At 57.7% G+C, this 15,882-nt stretch carries 18 protein-coding genes and 1 tRNA gene; 16 read left to right on the plus strand and 3 right to left on the minus strand.

Going from position 1 to position 15,882, the window contains the following annotated elements; genetic code table 11:
- Positions 1-113: 113 nt before the first annotated feature.
- Positions 114-242, minus strand: coding sequence for a hypothetical protein (locus tag J4859_RS16915; RefSeq protein ID WP_256436692.1), 129 nt, complete (start codon positions 240-242; stop codon positions 114-116).
- Positions 243-910: 668 nt separating this feature from the next.
- On the opposite strand from J4859_RS16915, the gene J4859_RS08135 reads away from it, so the two are divergent.
- The 8 genes from J4859_RS08135 (at position 911) to J4859_RS08165 (ending at position 8,627) form a co-directional block, all read left to right on the plus strand.
- A complete protein-coding gene (locus J4859_RS08135) occupies positions 911-1,891 on the plus strand; it encodes a DUF5131 family protein (protein WP_256436868.1) in 981 nt (326 codons plus the stop codon).
- A 252-nt stretch (positions 1,892-2,143) separates the two neighbouring features.
- A complete protein-coding gene (locus J4859_RS08140) occupies positions 2,144-4,057 on the plus strand; it encodes a BglG family transcription antiterminator (RefSeq protein ID WP_212328820.1) in 1,914 nt (637 codons plus the stop codon).
- Between the two features lie 229 nt (positions 4,058-4,286).
- The gene (locus tag J4859_RS08145; protein WP_256436693.1) at positions 4,287-4,595 is read left to right on the plus strand and encodes a PTS sugar transporter subunit IIB; all 309 of its coding nucleotides are present in this window, start codon (positions 4,287-4,289) and stop codon (positions 4,593-4,595) included.
- Positions 4,596-4,641: 46 nt separating this feature from the next.
- Complete coding sequence (locus J4859_RS08150; RefSeq protein ID WP_212328822.1) at positions 4,642-5,961, plus strand: PTS sugar transporter subunit IIC; 1,320 nt, start codon at positions 4,642-4,644, stop codon at positions 5,959-5,961.
- A gap of 92 nt (positions 5,962-6,053) precedes the next feature.
- Positions 6,054-6,407 (plus strand): PTS lactose/cellobiose transporter subunit IIA, encoded by a 354-nt coding sequence (locus J4859_RS08155; protein WP_212328827.1) that lies wholly within the window; start codon positions 6,054-6,056, stop codon positions 6,405-6,407.
- Positions 6,408-6,494: 87 nt separating this feature from the next.
- Positions 6,495-6,740, plus strand: coding sequence for a family 1 glycosylhydrolase (locus J4859_RS17285; RefSeq protein WP_305852651.1), 246 nt, complete (start codon positions 6,495-6,497; stop codon positions 6,738-6,740).
- 127 nt (positions 6,741-6,867) lie between these two features.
- Complete coding sequence (locus J4859_RS08160; protein WP_305852652.1) at positions 6,868-7,818, plus strand: family 1 glycosylhydrolase; 951 nt, start codon at positions 6,868-6,870, stop codon at positions 7,816-7,818.
- 161 nt (positions 7,819-7,979) lie between these two features.
- Positions 7,980-8,627, plus strand: coding sequence for an HAD family hydrolase (locus tag J4859_RS08165; protein ID WP_212328829.1), 648 nt, complete (start codon positions 7,980-7,982; stop codon positions 8,625-8,627).
- Positions 8,628-9,099: 472 nt separating this feature from the next.
- On the opposite strand, the gene J4859_RS08170 is transcribed toward J4859_RS08165, so the two are convergent.
- Positions 9,100-9,276 carry a hypothetical protein gene (locus J4859_RS08170; RefSeq protein WP_212328831.1) on the minus strand — a complete coding sequence of 59 codons (177 nt, stop codon included), beginning with the start codon at positions 9,274-9,276 and terminating at the stop codon, positions 9,100-9,102.
- Between the two features lie 451 nt (positions 9,277-9,727).
- Positions 9,728-9,904, minus strand: a complete 177-nt coding sequence (locus tag J4859_RS08175) for a hypothetical protein (RefSeq protein ID WP_212328833.1) — start codon at positions 9,902-9,904, stop codon at positions 9,728-9,730.
- A gap of 346 nt (positions 9,905-10,250) precedes the next feature.
- Between J4859_RS08175 and J4859_RS08180 the strand changes: the two genes are divergently transcribed.
- The 8 genes from J4859_RS08180 to J4859_RS08210 all read left to right on the plus strand — a co-directional run bounded on the left by J4859_RS08180 (position 10,251) and on the right by J4859_RS08210 (position 15,842).
- The gene (locus J4859_RS08180; RefSeq protein WP_212328835.1) at positions 10,251-11,036 is read left to right on the plus strand and encodes an ATP-binding protein; all 786 of its coding nucleotides are present in this window, start codon (positions 10,251-10,253) and stop codon (positions 11,034-11,036) included.
- A 268-nt stretch (positions 11,037-11,304) separates the two neighbouring features.
- Positions 11,305-11,520 carry a hypothetical protein gene (locus J4859_RS08185; protein WP_212328837.1) on the plus strand — a complete coding sequence of 72 codons (216 nt, stop codon included), beginning with the start codon at positions 11,305-11,307 and terminating at the stop codon, positions 11,518-11,520.
- Positions 11,521-11,927: 407 nt separating this feature from the next.
- Positions 11,928-12,056 (plus strand): hypothetical protein, encoded by a 129-nt coding sequence (locus J4859_RS16920; protein WP_256436692.1) that lies wholly within the window; start codon positions 11,928-11,930, stop codon positions 12,054-12,056.
- Between the two features lie 249 nt (positions 12,057-12,305).
- Positions 12,306-12,458, plus strand: a complete 153-nt coding sequence (locus tag J4859_RS08190; RefSeq protein WP_212328839.1) for a hypothetical protein — start codon at positions 12,306-12,308, stop codon at positions 12,456-12,458.
- Positions 12,459-12,796: 338 nt separating this feature from the next.
- Positions 12,797-12,872 (plus strand) — tRNA-Ala (locus tag J4859_RS08195).
- A gap of 76 nt (positions 12,873-12,948) precedes the next feature.
- On the plus strand, positions 12,949-13,893 hold the full coding sequence (locus J4859_RS08200) for a radical SAM protein (protein ID WP_249113564.1): 945 nt from the start codon (positions 12,949-12,951) through the stop codon (positions 13,891-13,893).
- 41 nt (positions 13,894-13,934) lie between these two features.
- Entirely contained in the window at positions 13,935-14,255 is a 321-nt protein-coding gene (locus J4859_RS08205) for a hypothetical protein (protein WP_212328843.1), read from the plus strand.
- 105 nt (positions 14,256-14,360) lie between these two features.
- Positions 14,361-15,842 (plus strand): nicotinate phosphoribosyltransferase, encoded by a 1,482-nt coding sequence (locus J4859_RS08210; RefSeq protein ID WP_212328845.1) that lies wholly within the window; start codon positions 14,361-14,363, stop codon positions 15,840-15,842.
- The last annotated feature ends 40 nt before the right edge of the window (positions 15,843-15,882 follow it).

The following is a 15,882-nucleotide window of genomic DNA, read 5'->3' on the forward strand; positions in this document are numbered from 1 at the left end:
ATACATTCTAAGCGATCGTCTCCACACCATGCACAAGGCTACCTCCGACGTCTACGCCGATATGCGCCTTGTATCCGATACGCCAGGCTCCCCCTTTCTTGGACTGGTGCGCTTTAAGGGTTACGTGCGTGGTCCTTGTTCTTCGTTAAGCTTAAGGCCCAGGTGAAGGTCGCATCCACCATGGAGCCGCCCCGCGCCGTGGTCCCTGCCTTCTCGAGCTTCTGAGTCCAGGTGCAAAGCACAAGCTTTGCCGAACTCCTCTCGCTTTAAGGCTATGACGGAATTTCGCAAGTGTCGTTGCATCTGGCACCTGCGCCTGCATGAGGTCTACGTGCACAGAAGTGCTACCAGGAGTGGCAATCCAGGATAGCATCTTTAAGTTCCCTCATCTTAAGAGAGCAAACATAACCTAAAGCAGGATACATCCTAAAGCATCGTCTTTACAGCGCGCACATGCCTGACAAGAGCCTGTCTGTGGTAGCTGGTATCTACCAGAACAATCCAGCTGTCCCACACAACGATTACATCCATCTGCTCCAGGTGTGCCTCTCGCCGGGTCTTTCTCCTCAGACCTTAGGATTTAAGGTCTTCAAAGCTCATCTGGCTGTCCATATCTGCCTTTTGGATATGCAGGAATGTGTGGATGTAGCTATACCATATCCAGAAGACAGATAGGCATCTATGTGGGTATGGGAACTGTATGGTTCGAGACATTTTGAGCCGATGTCATACAGCGTGTGGCTCCAGCTACCTCATCGAGGCGAATTAATCATCGTTTCCCTAGCGTTCAAAAAAAGCGAACATACGTTTGCATTAGTGTATCCCTATTGCTAAGATTGGTCCTCGTACAACCCCACAACACAAAGACGAAAATGCACGACATCTGGAACCCTGACATGGCTACACTAAGATTAGCGAGGGCTGCGCGCGATGCTACATGTTCTCCATGGACAAGGCCCGCGGTCTGGATGGCGGCGTGGTGCGGCGCAACAAGACTACGTTCGACTATCCACTGCAGCGCGACCGCTCGGGCGCGTACAAGGTGCGCAACGGTGAACTCATCCGCGTGTGCATGAGCTCCGACTTCTTCGTCCCGGAGGCCGACCCATGGCGAGAGGAAGCGTGGAACGTCATCCACGCGCACGCCGACGTGAAGTTCTTCCTGCTGACCAAGCGGCCTGAGTGCATGGTGGAGTGTCTGCTCGCCGACTGGGACCAAGGCTGGGACAACGTGATGCTCAACGTCACCTGCAAGAACCCGCGTCGTGCCGACAAGCGCATCCCGCTGCTCCTGGCTACACCGGCCGCCCACAAGGGCATCATGTGTGCACCGTTCATCGGGTCGGTAGACATCGAGCGCTACCTTTACGCTGGCAACCAGGCCAGAGACACAAGCGCAGCTGGCTGTTCATACAAGACTCTCGACGGGCTTACGGTGCGCCGCTGTGGTATCGAGGGGGTCAAGTGCGGGGGCGAGAACTACGATGACTCGCGCCCGTGCCACTTCTCCTGGGTGCAGTGGCTTTCCGCGCAGTGCCGCACGCACGACGTCACATTCGCCTTCATCGAGACAGGCGCTCGCCTTGTCGTTGGAGAGCGCGAGTACCGCATCCCCAGGAAATCCGTGCAGGCCCAGCAGGCGTATCGCTCAGGTGTCGAGCGCACGGGCGCACCCCTGAGGTGGCACCTAACCGATCCTCTGGGTCTTTCGATCTCAGCTGAGTATCTGTATCAGCCACGCTATAGAAGCAGGTGCATGTCCTGTGGGAGCCATCTCATCTGCAATGGCTGCTGCAACTGCGGACTCTGCGGTGAGCTACCTCAGGCGCTACGTCCCCGGAGCGGTGCCTCAGGAGGATGCCGCTGTTCCGTCATGGGGCAGCGGCGTTGAACTGGCAAGCCGTTTTTATAGGTGCAGCGTGGCATCTCTGCCTTGGAGCGAAAGGTTGCGCGGCCTGTACGCGCATACAGGGGCCAGCCGGAAAGTCCTGTGGAATGCAGTGAGAAGGTTTCATGCCTGGGCCACCGCAGAGTCCGCGTACCTTCCTGCTCGTCCTTCTGCTTGACGCTCGGGAGACTTCTTCATATTTCAGGTGCATTTCATTTAGACTGAGGGCGCAGGAATTCATGGGGGTGAGGATGCATGAGCAGTATTCGTTTGCGCCACCTTCTCGGACTGCTCAAGACAGATGAGTGGTCAACAGCGCAGCAGCTTGCTGTCCAGATAGGCCGCTCGGAGAAGACGGTGCGCACGTATATCCATGAGCTGAACGGCATGCTTGAAGGGCATGGAGCCCGCATAGTGTCGCAGCCGCGCTGCGGCTACCGGCTGCATGTGGACGACAAAGATGCTTTCGATGCCTATCTGGCAAAGTCTGCCCTTGCAGGTGACAGCGCCCCGCAGAGCGCACGTGAACGCACGGACTATCTGATTGTGGGCATGCTCTATCTCATGGACTACGTGAAGGCCCAGGACCTCTGCAATGTCTTCTATATCTCGGGTTCCACGCTTTCCTCGTGTCTCAGGGCGGCGGAGGAGATATACGCCCAGTATGACTTGAAGCTCGGCCGCAGGCCCAATCACGGCATGCGCGTGATAGGCGACGAGACGAACATGCGCCGGCTTATTGCCGAACGCTATGTGCGTGAGCAGATCTATCCAGCCGAGCTGGGGCATGATGTCCGGACGTTTCTGGCACGCCTGGTACGGACGGCGAGGGGTCTTCTTGCTGAGTACGATCTGCCGCTCACGGAGTTCTCTTTCGAGAGCCTGATGGACTACTGTGTCGTTGCCAGGAGCCGGGTGCTCGCAGGCTTCACGCTCAAGCTGGAGAACGACGATATTCCGGAAGTCGATGGACGTGTGCACGAAGTCGCAGGACGGCTCCTGGATGCGATGGACCTCACAGACGCCCTCTGCGGAGAGCGGGTCCTCTCAGACGAGAGGCGCTATCTCGAGCTTTATCTCGAAGGCTCCCGCATTGCCAGCTTCGGCGGCAGGAACGGCTCGAACTTCGTTATCAACGAGCGTTGCGACCGGCTCACCGTGGAGATACTCCGCCTGCTCACGGATGAGTGCGGCATCAACCTGCTCGACAACTTCGACCTGAGGATGCAGCTGAATCAGCATCTGGCACCAATGGCGATAAGGCTGAGGTATGGCATACGTGCCCACAACCCGCTCCTGGGCGAGATCAAGCGGAACTATCCGCTAGCGTGCCAGATGGCAATCATTGCCGGCGAGGTGCTGCGCCGCCACTTCGGAGGCGAGTCCATTCCCGAGGACGAGCTGGGCTACATTGCCATCATCCTACAACTGGGACTGGAGCGTGGCAGGCTTATTAAGAAGCATGATGTCCTCATCGTATCTGATCTGGGAAGAAGTTCGTCAGCGCTGCTCAGGAGCCGCCTCGAGCAATGCCTTGGCAGCCATATCGGCAAGATCTATCTCTGCGATCGGTTCGGCCTCGAGACGTATGACTTCAGCAAGGTCGACTTCGTCTTCACGACGTTTCCCATCATGGTCCCCGTGCCCAAGCCGGTTCTGCAGATAGGGCCGTTTCTCGACGATGTCGATGCCCATCGCGTGGAGGATATGCTGAGAGGCGATGTCACGCTCGATGTCGTGGATGCATTCGTCGGGCCAGAGCGCTTCCTGACGGACGTCTTTGCCACCACACGGGAGGGCGTTCTCGAGGAGATGTGCCGCCGTATCTGCGCCCATGAGAGTGTTGATGAGGACTTCACCGAGCTTGTCTTTGCCCGCGAGAAGGTTATTCAGGTATCTCTTGGCACAGGAGTTGCCCTGCCGCACCCCTATGGCATTGCGAGCGACGCGACCTTTGCCTATGTGGCAGTGTTGCCCTGTCCTGTCGAGTGGCACAATGATAGTATCAGAGTTGCCATTCTGGTATCGATGGGACGTACTGACGAAGGGGATGACCGCCGCCGCGTACTAAACGAGACGCTTGCCCGCTTTGCCTTCGACGCAAAGGCCATAGGGCACCTTGCCCAGAATCCGACATACGAGATGTTCCGCACACTTCTGGGTTCCTGAGGCTATCAAATCTGGCTATCATCCAAATCCGGTAACTTACAGCGTTGCGACCGCCTAGCGGCAGTGCAGAAACCGCGAGCGGCGGGTTCTGCCTGCCGCATTTCCGTCTATTTCCGGAAGTTGCCGGAAATAGACGCGATGGAGTTCACGACTCTCTCTTCCTAATCTTAAGACAGTGACGGAAAGGTGCCGCAGGTGCAGGGCCTACGGACAAGGAAAGGAGATTGCTGTGCTTCGTATTCGTCTCTTCTGTAACCAGGGAATGTCAACAAGCCTTCTCGTGAACAAAATGCGCGAGGCGGCCGTGTCGCAGGGAATCGGCGTCGATATCGTGGCCTATCCGGTCAGCGAATTCGACCAGAGGATCAAGGGCGTCGATGTCGCGCTCCTCGGACCCCAGGTGGCATACATGAAGGCTCAGCTTGCGAAGGTCGCACAGGCCGAAGGCGTTCCCATGGATGTCGTGCCCATGCATGACTACGGTATCTGCAACGGCGAAGGGGTCCTAAAGTTCGCACGCAGGCTCGCGAAGAAATAGCTGTAAGAACGTGCGGATTGGGTCCAACAATAGGGGAGATCGGACAATGGGAGAGTTTCTCAACGAAAAGGTAGTGCCAGGCATCATGCGCTTCGTCAATACGAAGGCGATGCGGGCACTCAAAGACGGCATCATGTACGCGATGCCCATGATCATGGTCGGCGCTCTGTTTATGCTCATCGGCAACTTCCCAGTCGCATCTGTGACAGACTGGCTCAAGGCCACAGGCATTGCAGCGGTCTGCTCCCAGCTGAGCGATTCCACGTTCGGCGTCATCGGCATCATCGCTGCTGTCGGCATTGCCTATACCTACGTCAAGAATGAGGGATATGCCGGCCTTCCTGCAGGCATCATCTCTGCCTGCACCTTCTTCGTCCTGCAGCCCGGCTCGGTCGATTCTGCGCTGCTTGTCAACCCCACCAAGTCGGTCGGTGTGATCCTCAAAGGCTGGACAGGCGGCAAAGGCATGATCGGTGCCATCGTTGCCGGCCTACTCGTCGGCTGGATCTATTCCTTCTTCATGAAGAAGGACATCACCATCAAGATGCCCGCAGGCGTCCCTGAAGGCGTTGCCAATGCCTTCACCTCCCTCATCCCCGGCTTCGTCATCATCACCGGTGCCGGCGTCATCTATGCCCTGTGCGTGGGTCTGCTCGGCGGCACTCCTATCCAGATGATCTATACGTATCTCTCCATGCCGCTTCAGGGCATGACCGATTCGCTGGGCGGCGTCATCACGATGGGCGTCATGATTCCGTTCTTCTGGCTCTTCGGCATCCATGGCGCCACTATCATCGGCGACGGCATCATGGGTCCCATGCTTCTTGCAAACTCTGCAGAGAACCAGGCCATCATCGATTCCGGCATGGCGCTCACCATTGCAAATGGCGGCCATATCGTGACAAAGCAGTTCCTCGACCAGTTCATGACCGTCACCGGCTCTGGCATCACCATCGGACTTGTAGTTTTCATGCTCGTCTTTGCCAAGTCCAAGCAGATGAAGGACCTCGGAAGGCTTGCTATCGTCCCTGGCATCTTCAACGTGAACGAGCCTGTCCTCTTCGGTCTGCCCATAGTTCTTAACCCGCTCATGGCAGTGCCCTTCATCGTGACTCCGGTCCTGTCCGGCCTCATCGAGTATGCTGCTCTCGCTTCCGGACTGTGCCCGCTCTATAGTGGCGTCATCGTTCCGTGGACAACACCTGCCATCATCTCGGGCTTCCTCGTAGGCGGCTGGAGGACAGCGCTGCTTCAAACTGCAGTCCTCGTGATGAGCTTCTTCACTTACCTTCCCTTCGCGAAGCTCATGGACAAGCAGTGCCTTGCACAGGAGCAGGCAGGCGAGGAGGAGCAGGCTGCAGAATAGCGAGGCAGCTGGCATGAACGCCGCGGGGCTGCCTGGTGTGCTGGCAGCCCCGCCTTCGACACGCAACACGGAACAAGACGGGAATCTCGCATATGACAGACGAGGAAATGGAGCTCACGTGCTTCTCGCTCATCACAGCTGCAGGAGCCGCGAAATCCCTATACATGCAGGCAGTACAGGAGGCAAGTAACGGCAACTTCGACGCTGCGGAGAAGTGCATCAAGGATGCAGACGAGGCTCTCATCAAAGGCCATGCACCCCACACGGAGATGATCCAGAAGGAGGCAGCTGGCGAGCATACCCCTATCTCGATCCTTCTGGTGCATGCTGAGGATCAGATGGTTTCCACTGAGACGTTTAAGGTCATGGCCCAGCAAGCCATAGCCCTGTACCGCCGCATCCATGCCCTGGAGGCAAAGCTGGGGGAGGACGGCAGCCCATGCTGAGGGATGGCTTCCTGTAGGAAGGCGCCGTCGCCGTCCACCAACTCGAGGGTGCCTAGCGCGAGGGTGGCAAGGGCCCGAGCATCATGGATGCAGAGACGGCAGGGGATGCGCATACGCTTTACTGGCACGGTCCTGGAAGGGGAGAGCTATCCCAACCACGATGGTATAGATCTCTATCATCGCTACCGTGAGGACATCGAGCTCTTTGCCGAGATGGGCTTCAAGTGTTTCCACACATCGATTGCATGGTCGAGAATCTTTCCTGCAGGAGACGATGCTGTTCCCAATGAGGAGGGCCTTACATTCTACAACGACCTGTTTGACTGCTGCTAGGCTTATGGCATACAACCCGTCGTGACGTTCTCGCACTTCGGGATGCCGCTTGCCCTTGTCGAAAGATATGGGGGGTAGCGTAGTCGCAAGCTCATAGACCTCTTCGTGCGCTTTGCCACGGTATGCTTTGAGCGCTACCGCGACAAGGTCACCTACCGGATCGACCTTCAACGAGATCAACAACCAGGCAAACTACCATGATGAGTTTGCGCTGCTCACCGATTCGGGCATCGTGGCGAAGGATGGGGAGGACTCTGAGCGCCTGATGTACCAGGCTGCCCACTACGAGCTCGTCGCCTCTGCGAAGGCCGTGGCGATAGGCCACGCCATCAATCCGCGCTTCCAGATCGGCTGCATGATCGCAATGGTTCCCATCTATCCTGCCAGCTGCCGTCCGCAGGACATCCTTCTTGCCCACAAGGCGATGGAGAAGCGTTTCTATTACGCCGATGTCCATGCGCTGGGCGCCTATCCGTCCAATATCCGCGCTCTGTGGCAGCGCCGTGGCTGGGAGATGGATGTGACCGATGACGACCTGAAGCATCTGACAGAGGGAACCGTAGACTACATCGGCCTGTCCTACCACATGAGCAAGGCAATCAAGTGGGATGAGGACAACTCGCACTACGACTTCCGCGAGTGGAAGGACGTGGTCCGCAATCCCTATCTCAGCGCTTCCGACCGGGGCTGGGAGGTCGATCCCGTGGGGCTTCGCTACTCGCTCAGCTGGCTCACGGACCGCTATGGCCTTCCGCTCTTCGTGGTCGAGAATGGATTGGGTGCCTACGACAAAGTCGAGGCTGACGGCGAAATTCACGAACAGTACCGAATTGACTACCTACGCGAGCACATCGAACAGCTGAAGCTTGCTGTGGACGAGGACGGTGTGGACGTGCTCGGCTACACGCCCTGGGGCTGCATCGACCTTGTCTCCGCGAGAACGGGCGAGATGGACAAGCGCTATGGCTTTGTGTACGCCAACAAGAACAACAGGGGCGAGGGGAACCTCCACCGCTCGTGCAAGGACAGCTTCTTTTGGTACAAGCACGTAATCGAGACGAATGGGGAGGAACTCTAGAGATCCTGCGACGGGACTGCCTCCTCTGGCGGGCGATGTCGGGGCGCAGGGGCACGCATCCCCGCGCTCGCGCGTTGCGCCAGTGCGGGTAAAGGCGGGTACGCCTAAGATAGGGTCGGACAGGCGACCGACGTCGCCACGGGGAAACGGAGGAGGGCCCGATGGACACCGCAGATAGGCGATACAGGCACGTCGTGTTCGACGTGGACGGGACGCTCGTGGACACGGAGCGTGCGAACCTCGTGTCACTGCAGCGCCTGATGCTCGAGCTCACGGGCAGGCGTTACGACCTGGATGACCTGCGCTTCTCCCTTGGCATACCGGGGGTCGACGCGCTGCGGCGGCTTGGGGCGGACCACTCAGACGCCGTCTGCAGGCGCTGGGAGCAGCTCGAGACGATGGAGTCTGGCTCGAGCAGGCCGTTTCCCGGCATGGTCGACACCATAAGGGAGCTGCGGCGCCGTGGCGTGCACGCCGGTGTAGTGAGCTCGCGCGCCCGCGGGGAGTACGCCCAGCAGATATCGCCGTTCGGCATGGACGCCCTGTTTGACCAGATCATCCTGGTGGAGGATACGCGGCGCCACAAGCCCGACCCCGACCCGCTGCTCGAGTACCTGCGCCGCACCGGCGCCGCGCGCGGCGAGGCCCTGTACGTTGGCGACTCTGAGTACGACCTGCGATGCGCCACGGCTGCCGGTGTCGACTTTGCCTTGGCGAGTTGGGGTGCCCAGCATCCCTACGGGGGCGAGAAGTACGTGCTCAGCCAGCCATCGGACCTCCTGGGCATTGCTCCATTGCCGACTCGATGAGGCTATGGGCGTCCGCAAAGCGTCCCGGCTTTCCGGACGCCAGGAACGCGTTGCCCTCCGCGATGGCGGTGGCACTTTCGGCGTTCGGCTCGTCGTTGGCCTGCGACGGCCTCTGCAGCCGCATGCGGAGCAGCGGGAACGGCTCACCGGCACCGTCGGTCCGGCTGCGACCGAACGTCACGAACCCCACGTGCTCGTAGAATCTCACGGCCTGCGGGTTCTACTCGTTCACCGTGAGCTCGCGCACGCCCCAGGCGCCCGTCGCGTGGCGCAGCAGCGCCGAGCCGATGCCGATGCCGGTGCCGCGCGCGTCGGCATCCACAAACAGCATTGAGCCCTGTCAATATAATGGACAGAGGAATCCCAGATTTTTTATGCGGTCTGCATCACCTTTGGATCGTACGCAAGGCCTCTCTCGAAACGCTCGAAGAACTCCTGCATCACCTCTGCGGGCACGCGATCTCCTATGGACTTATGCGGGCGGAAGCGGTTGTAGTATGACTCGATTAAACTCGTGTGCCTTGTGCTTGGTCGTGGATGCATCTAAGAGGCGCTTATGGTAGTACCACTCGTTTTTGAGCGTGGCGAAAAGCGATTCGGCGACCGTATTGTCGTGGCAGCTTCCGGTTCTTCCCACGAAGAGCCTCACGTCGTGTGCGGCTGAGCAGGCGGTCAGCTTTGAGCTTATGTACTGGCTGCCTGGGCTGCTTAGAATATGGCCCCTCCGGCCACGTATCCGCGCGAATATGCCATCTTCAGGGCAAAGACGACAAGCCCTGCTCTCATGTTGTCCTGTATGCTTCAGCCCACCACCATGTGTGTGCACAGATCGTGTGCGACGGCGAGATATATAAAGCCTGCCGTGGTCCTGCGATAGGTTATATCGCCCACGAGCTTGGCTGTCGGAACAGGACACGAAAAGCCGCGCCGGGTGAGGTCGGGGCGCTCGGGGGTATGCGGGTCGGGCAGCGTCGTTCTCTTGGAGGCATTGGATCAGATGCCGCAGATGCCCAAGCTTAGCCATGCACCTTCGCACGCGGTAGCGGGTCGTGCCTGTAAATTTTGCGTAACTTTGGATCTCCTGTGAGCTTGGATCAGACCTAGCAAAAGCTAAAGCGCCTGTCGCTTTCCTCCCATATCGCGCAGATGGCTTCCTTGATAGGACCCCATAGGTCCTCACCGCCTTTGGCCTTGAGCCATCTGTAGAAGTGAGCCCTGCTCACCTCCAGTACGCGCTCCATCATCGAGACGCTGTAGGTTGCCCTCTTCTCCAGCATGAGCTAAAACCTGTCCTTCAACAGAGGCTTCCGGCGAAGAAGGCTGCCTCTTTTTAGGAACTTATTTTCGCTTTCGAGCTCGTGCATGCGCCTGTTCACTGCGTCGAGCTGCTTGTGCTCCTCGGTCCTTTCCTGGGTCACCCTTTTGGTCTTTGAGTGCTTGATGATCCAGTCGTTTAGGGTCTTGTCGTTGATCCTTAAGCTTCGCGGTGCATCCTCTGATGCTCTTTTTCGGGTTGGCCTTACGTGCCTTCCTGTAGTAGTCGATAGCCTCGAGGCAATACTCCTTCAGTGTAGTGCCTGGGTGTTTCCGGCTTCGTGCGGGACTTTGCCTTCTCTATCTCGCTTGCGCTTAGCGACATCTCATCTCTTCAATCTGCTGGTGTTGGTAGGTGGGTATCTGGACAGAGCATATCTGTTGTTAGTCCCTGAATCCCACTGTCCACCAAAAGATTACAGCTCATCGATCCTGGACGCCATCGCGGCTGGGGCGAACAAGCCGCAGGAGATTGCCAACCGCATAGGCGAGAAGCGCACATCCCTCGCCAAGTACCTGCGGACGCTCGTCTCGATGCGCCTCGTGGAGAAGCGCGTGCCGTTTGGGGAGGACCTCTCGAGGTCAAGGCGGGGTATCTACCGCATCTGCGAGCCGGCATTCGCGTTCTGGTATCGCTTCGTACAGCCCGAGGTCGCGTCCGTCGAGATGGACGCCGGCGAGCTTGTGGCTCGCGAGCTGCCCCAGAGCGACGACATTCCCACCTACGTGGGCCACTGGTTCGAGGACATCTGCCTCAAGTGGGTCGTGTGGCAGGCAAAGCACGGCGCGCTACCGCTGCGGCCCGTCCGCTTTGGCTCGTGGTGGGGCACGGACCCGTCCGCGCGGGAGCAGACCGACATAGACGTCGTGGCGTCGAGCGATCGCCGCAGCGAGCTGCTGGTGGGGGAGTGCAAGTGGCGCAGGAAGTTCGACGAGGCGCGCGCCGCGCAGAACCTCGTGCACCGGGCAGGCCTGCTGGGGGATTACGATTCCACCACGTACTGCCTCTTCTCGCGCAACCCTGTGGACGCCGGGCTTCGCGACGGCCTTGGCGCGGGCTGGCTCTTCGTGGACGCCGACGATCTGTACCGGTAGCATTCCAACCACGGCGCGCTGCTCTTCTCGCCTGGACAGGCAGGCCCCGCGGAGAAGAGCCGCATACCGGTCTGCATCGCTGGCGGGAAGGCAGTTTTCCGCAACCCTTCTGGGAGGTTGGTTGCCTAACCCACTCTTGCGGGAACACCGACCATTTCCGGCTGGTCCGGTCCCGTCTATACTTAAGTCACGAAAGGCAACGCGAGTTGCTTAAGAACACGATGGGCGATTTTCAGGAGGGGTAGATCGTGGCACAGACATTCGTGACGTGGAGTGCTACCTGTACTGGCAGCAGACGGAGCTGAGGCAGCGCATCGCGCCCTACGGCACGGTGACCGAGTCGTGGTATCCGCTCGGCCACGGCGCAAGCGACCTGATAGGCGAGGACACTTTCACAAAGCTGGGGGAGAAGTACGGCAAGACCAACGTGCAGGTCATCCTGCGCTGGCACATCCATGCCTATCTGCCTGCGGATATGTTATAATTACAGCAACGTATTCCAGCATATCCAAAAGACAGATATGAGCGGCCAGATGAGCTTTGAAGACCTTACATCCTAAGGTCTTAGGAGAAAGACCCGGCGAGAGGCACACCTGGAGCAGATGGATACAATCGTTGTGTGGGATAGCTGGATTGCACTGGTAGATACCAGCTACCACAGACAGGCTCTTGTCAGGCATGTGCGCGCTGCAAAGACGATGCTTTAGGATGTATCCTGCTTTAGGTTATGTTTGCTCTCTTAAGATGAGGGAACTTAAAGATGCTATCCTGGATTGTCACTCCTGGTAGCACTTCTGTGCACGCAGATCTCATGCAGGCGCAGGTGCCAGATGCAACGACACTTGCGAAATTCCGTCATAGCCTTAAAGCGAGAGGAGTTCGGCAAAGCTTGTGCTTTGCACCTGGACTCAGAAGCTCGAGAAGGCAGGGACCACGGCGCGGGGCGGCTCCATGGTGGATGCGACCTTCACCTGGGCCTTAAGCTTAACGAAGAACAAGGACCACGCACGTAACCCTTAAAGCGCACCAGTCCAAGAAAGGGGGAGCCTGGCGTATCGGATACAAGGCGCATATCGGCGTAGACGTCGGAGGTAGCCTTGTGCATGGTGTGGAGACGATCGCTTAGAATGTATCTGACATATCCTGTGGCACACACACTCGTAAGGGAAGATGATAGGTTTTGCTGCGCAGACTTTAGGCTATATAGGTATAGCGAAGCGCCCTTAAGGACGCATAAAGACCCACACCTCTCATCTATGCGCTAAAGCGTTGCTAAGGAAGCCTTCGACTAGAGAGGGCCTTGCCTGTGCACTCTTTACCGAGAAGGGCATAGAGTCCAGGAAGGCATGCGGCCGCTCAAAGGTAGAGCATCCCTTCCTTATCGTGAAGCGGCGCTTCTACCCCTTAAGGAAGCGCTACTAGGGGATAGAGAAGACCTCCTGTATGCTCGAGTCTTTCTCGCCCTTGCAAACCTCGCCATGTGCATCTCTGCCGGCAGGCTGCACCTCCCGGCTCTCAGCGTCGTTTGATCTGTCTTGGAGCCTTCTTGCGGTGCATGGGGCAGGACGGTGGCTTCTGCACGTGCTGGATGAGCATCCTTCCCTGCCTTTCCCACATGCCGGCCGCGAAAAGTCGTGTGGTCAGTCCCCTCTGACACGTTATGGGGCATTAATCATCGTTTCCCTAGATAAATGGTGCAATGGATATCAGGAGTTGACAGCTTCCGCCATTCTTGCAAAAATATATGCTGTTGTTCCAACGGGGATGTAGCTCAGCTGGGAGAGCGCTGCCTTCGCAAGGCAGAGGCCGAGGGTTCGAATCCCTTCATCTCCACCATAGAATCTTTGATGCCCGAATGCTTGTATTTGAGCGTTCGGGCATTGATATATAGACGGATATGAGGCAAGTGAGCGTGAAGATCAGCGAGAAACTCTATCGAGCCTGTGAGCTATGCCCAAGACGATGCAAGGCAGATCGGCTCTCAGGGCAGCGGGGCTTCTGTGGGGAGACCGGTCAGCTCTATGTAGCCCGCGCCGCGCTGCACTTTTGGGAGGAACCTCCGCTTTCTGGGACCAAAGGCTCCGGGGCGATCTTTTTCAGTGGCTGCCCGCTGCGCTGCGTCTTCTGCCAAAACGACAACATTTCCCACGGGAACTTAGGCCATCCGATCACGGTCAGACGCCTGGCCAAGATCATGCTCGAGCTCAAGGACCAAGGGGCGCTCAATATCAATCTGGTGACGCCCTTCCACTTTGCTCCGCAGGTACATGAAGCGCTTATGTTAGCCAAAGAAGCCGGACTCAAGCTGCCAATCGTTGCCAATACCTCAGGCTACGAGCTGCCGGAGCTCGTCGATGCGATGGCCCCGGATATCGATATCTGGCTCACCGATTTCAAATACGCTTCCCCAGAGCTGGCACAGAAGCTCTCCGGTGCGCGTAACTATCCTGCAGTTGCGCTTGAGGCGTTGAAGCACATGTATGCGGCAACCGAGGCCAAAGGCGTCAGAAAGCTCGAGGACTCGGGCCGGATGCTCCGAGGCATCATCGTGCGCCACCTCGTGTTACCCACACACATCGATGACTCTATGAGAGTCCTCGATACCGTCTTTCAGGTGTGTGGCAACAAAGTTGACTATTCCATTATGAACCAATACACCCCCAATGAGCGCTGCAGAAAGCGCGGCGGCGCTCTGAGCCATGCACTGGGTTCGGAAGAGTATGAAAAAGTACTCGATCACGCCGACGATTTAGGGATTGACCGTATGTGGTGGCAGCAAGGGGGTACCGTGTCAGAGAGCTTCATTCCAGCTTTTGACGCTACCGGCGTCGACGGGCCGGAACTGAAGATCAAATAAGATAAACTCAGCGATACCACGAGAGGCTAGGGATGCAATCTATGGCTGACAACAAAGATCAAGGGGGTCTGAGCCCCGACGAACGCGCCGAGCTTGAAGAGCTGAGGCGTGAGAAGGCACAGGCACAGCAGAAGCAGCAAGCTCAGCAAGAGCGCGCGGAGCTCAACCGGCTGCGTGAAGAGAAAGTCGACGCCGAGCGCAATGTGGAGCTCGACAAGCGTATCGCAGAGGAGAAAGAGCGCGGACGTAAGCTGATGGAGCCTGACGAGGACGACCTCAAGATGCCGCCCGGTCAGAAAATGGTCATTGCCGCGGTCATCATTATCGCAGTCGTCTTTATTCTCTCGACTATTTTCAGCTAAGACGTATAAATAGAGCAAATCCTTTCAGGTTTAACGTTTTACATGTTATTATGGTCTAAGTGTGTAGATTTTGCACACCCACCTACCAGAAAAGAGGTAGCTCACATGGCACTGACGGACAGGACAGATCCGCAGGACGTAGCACTCAACACCGATCTTTACGAATTGACGATGGCACAGGGATTCTGGGAATCCGGACTCAAGGATACCTGGGCCTGCTTCAATGTCTTCTTCAGAAAGAACCCATTTAACGGTGGTTATGCGATCGCCTGCGGTATGGGTCAGATCGCTGATCTGGTAAAGAATTTCCGTTTCAGCAAGGATTCTATCGCGTATCTGCGCTCCATTAAGGCGCCGGGCGGGGGTTCGATGTTTAAAAAGGAGTTTATCGACTACCTTGAGGACTTCTCACTGGATGTCGATATCTGGGCAGTGCCTGAAGGCGATATCATCTTTCCGCGTGAGCCGATGGTGAGGGTTGAGGGCCCGATTATCGACTGTCAGCTGCTTGAGACGGCGCTTTTGAACCTCGTGAACTTCCAGACGTTGGTCGCTACCAAGACCGCCCGCGTCGTACAGGCAGCAGAGGGTCACACGATTTCTGACTTCGGCTTGCGTCGCGCACAGGGCCCGGATGGTGGCCTTGCGGTAGCGCGTGCCTCCTATATTGCCGGCGTGGCTTCAACCTCCAATGTTTTGGCCGGTAAGATCTACGGGATCCCGGTCTTCGGCACCCATGCCCATTCGTGGGTCATGGCATTCCCGTCTGAGCTTGAGGCGTTCCGCGCCTTCGCAAAGTCGAGCCCGAAGAACTGTGTACTGCTTGTCGACACCTACGACGTAAAGAAGGGTGTTGCTAATGCAGTCACCGTCGCCAAAGAGATGGAGGCGCGCGGCGAGAAGCTCGCCGCAATCCGCATCGACTCCGGCGACTTGGCAAAGCTCTCCAAGTATGCCCGCAAGCAGTTTGACAACGCAGGACTTCCATATGTGAAGATCTCCGCCTCCAACGACCTCGACGAGTACACGATCCAGTCGCTCTTTGCCCAGGGTGCTCCGCTCGATTCCTTCGGCGTTGGCACCAAGCTCGCGACCTGCGATCCGCAGCCCTCACTCGGCGGCGTCTACAAGCTTTCCGCGACAAAGGCGAAGGGTGATGCTGCCTGGACGCCGGTCATTAAGCTGTCTGAGATGACGTACAAGCGCACGATCCCGGGCATCCAGCACATTCTGCGCTTCACGAATACAGAAGGCGTACCCTATGGTGACATGATCCTGGACGACTCCGTGGACACTGGCGACCGGACCACCCTTGTCGATATCCTCGATCACGATATCACGTATGATGTATCCGGCTTGCAGTCCCACGAGCTGATGCAGCAGATTATTGCGGATGGTGAGGAAGTCCCGGAGGGACAGACCACGATCGAGCAGTCTAAGCAGCACTGCCATGAGGCACTGATGCACCTCGATCCGTCCATCAAGCGTTTCTTGAATCCGCAGCTCTATCCGGTGGGCATGGAGCGTGGGCTTGCGACCCTGCGCAGCAACCTCGCGAAGAGGGAGAAGCGGGATTCTGGACGCTAAGATGATTCGGTGAGTTCGTGTTAAATCCATCTGATATCAC

This window comes from Atopobium sp. oral taxon 416, from assembly GCF_018128285.1.
GTDB lineage: Bacteria > Actinomycetota > Coriobacteriia > Coriobacteriales > Atopobiaceae > Olsenella_L.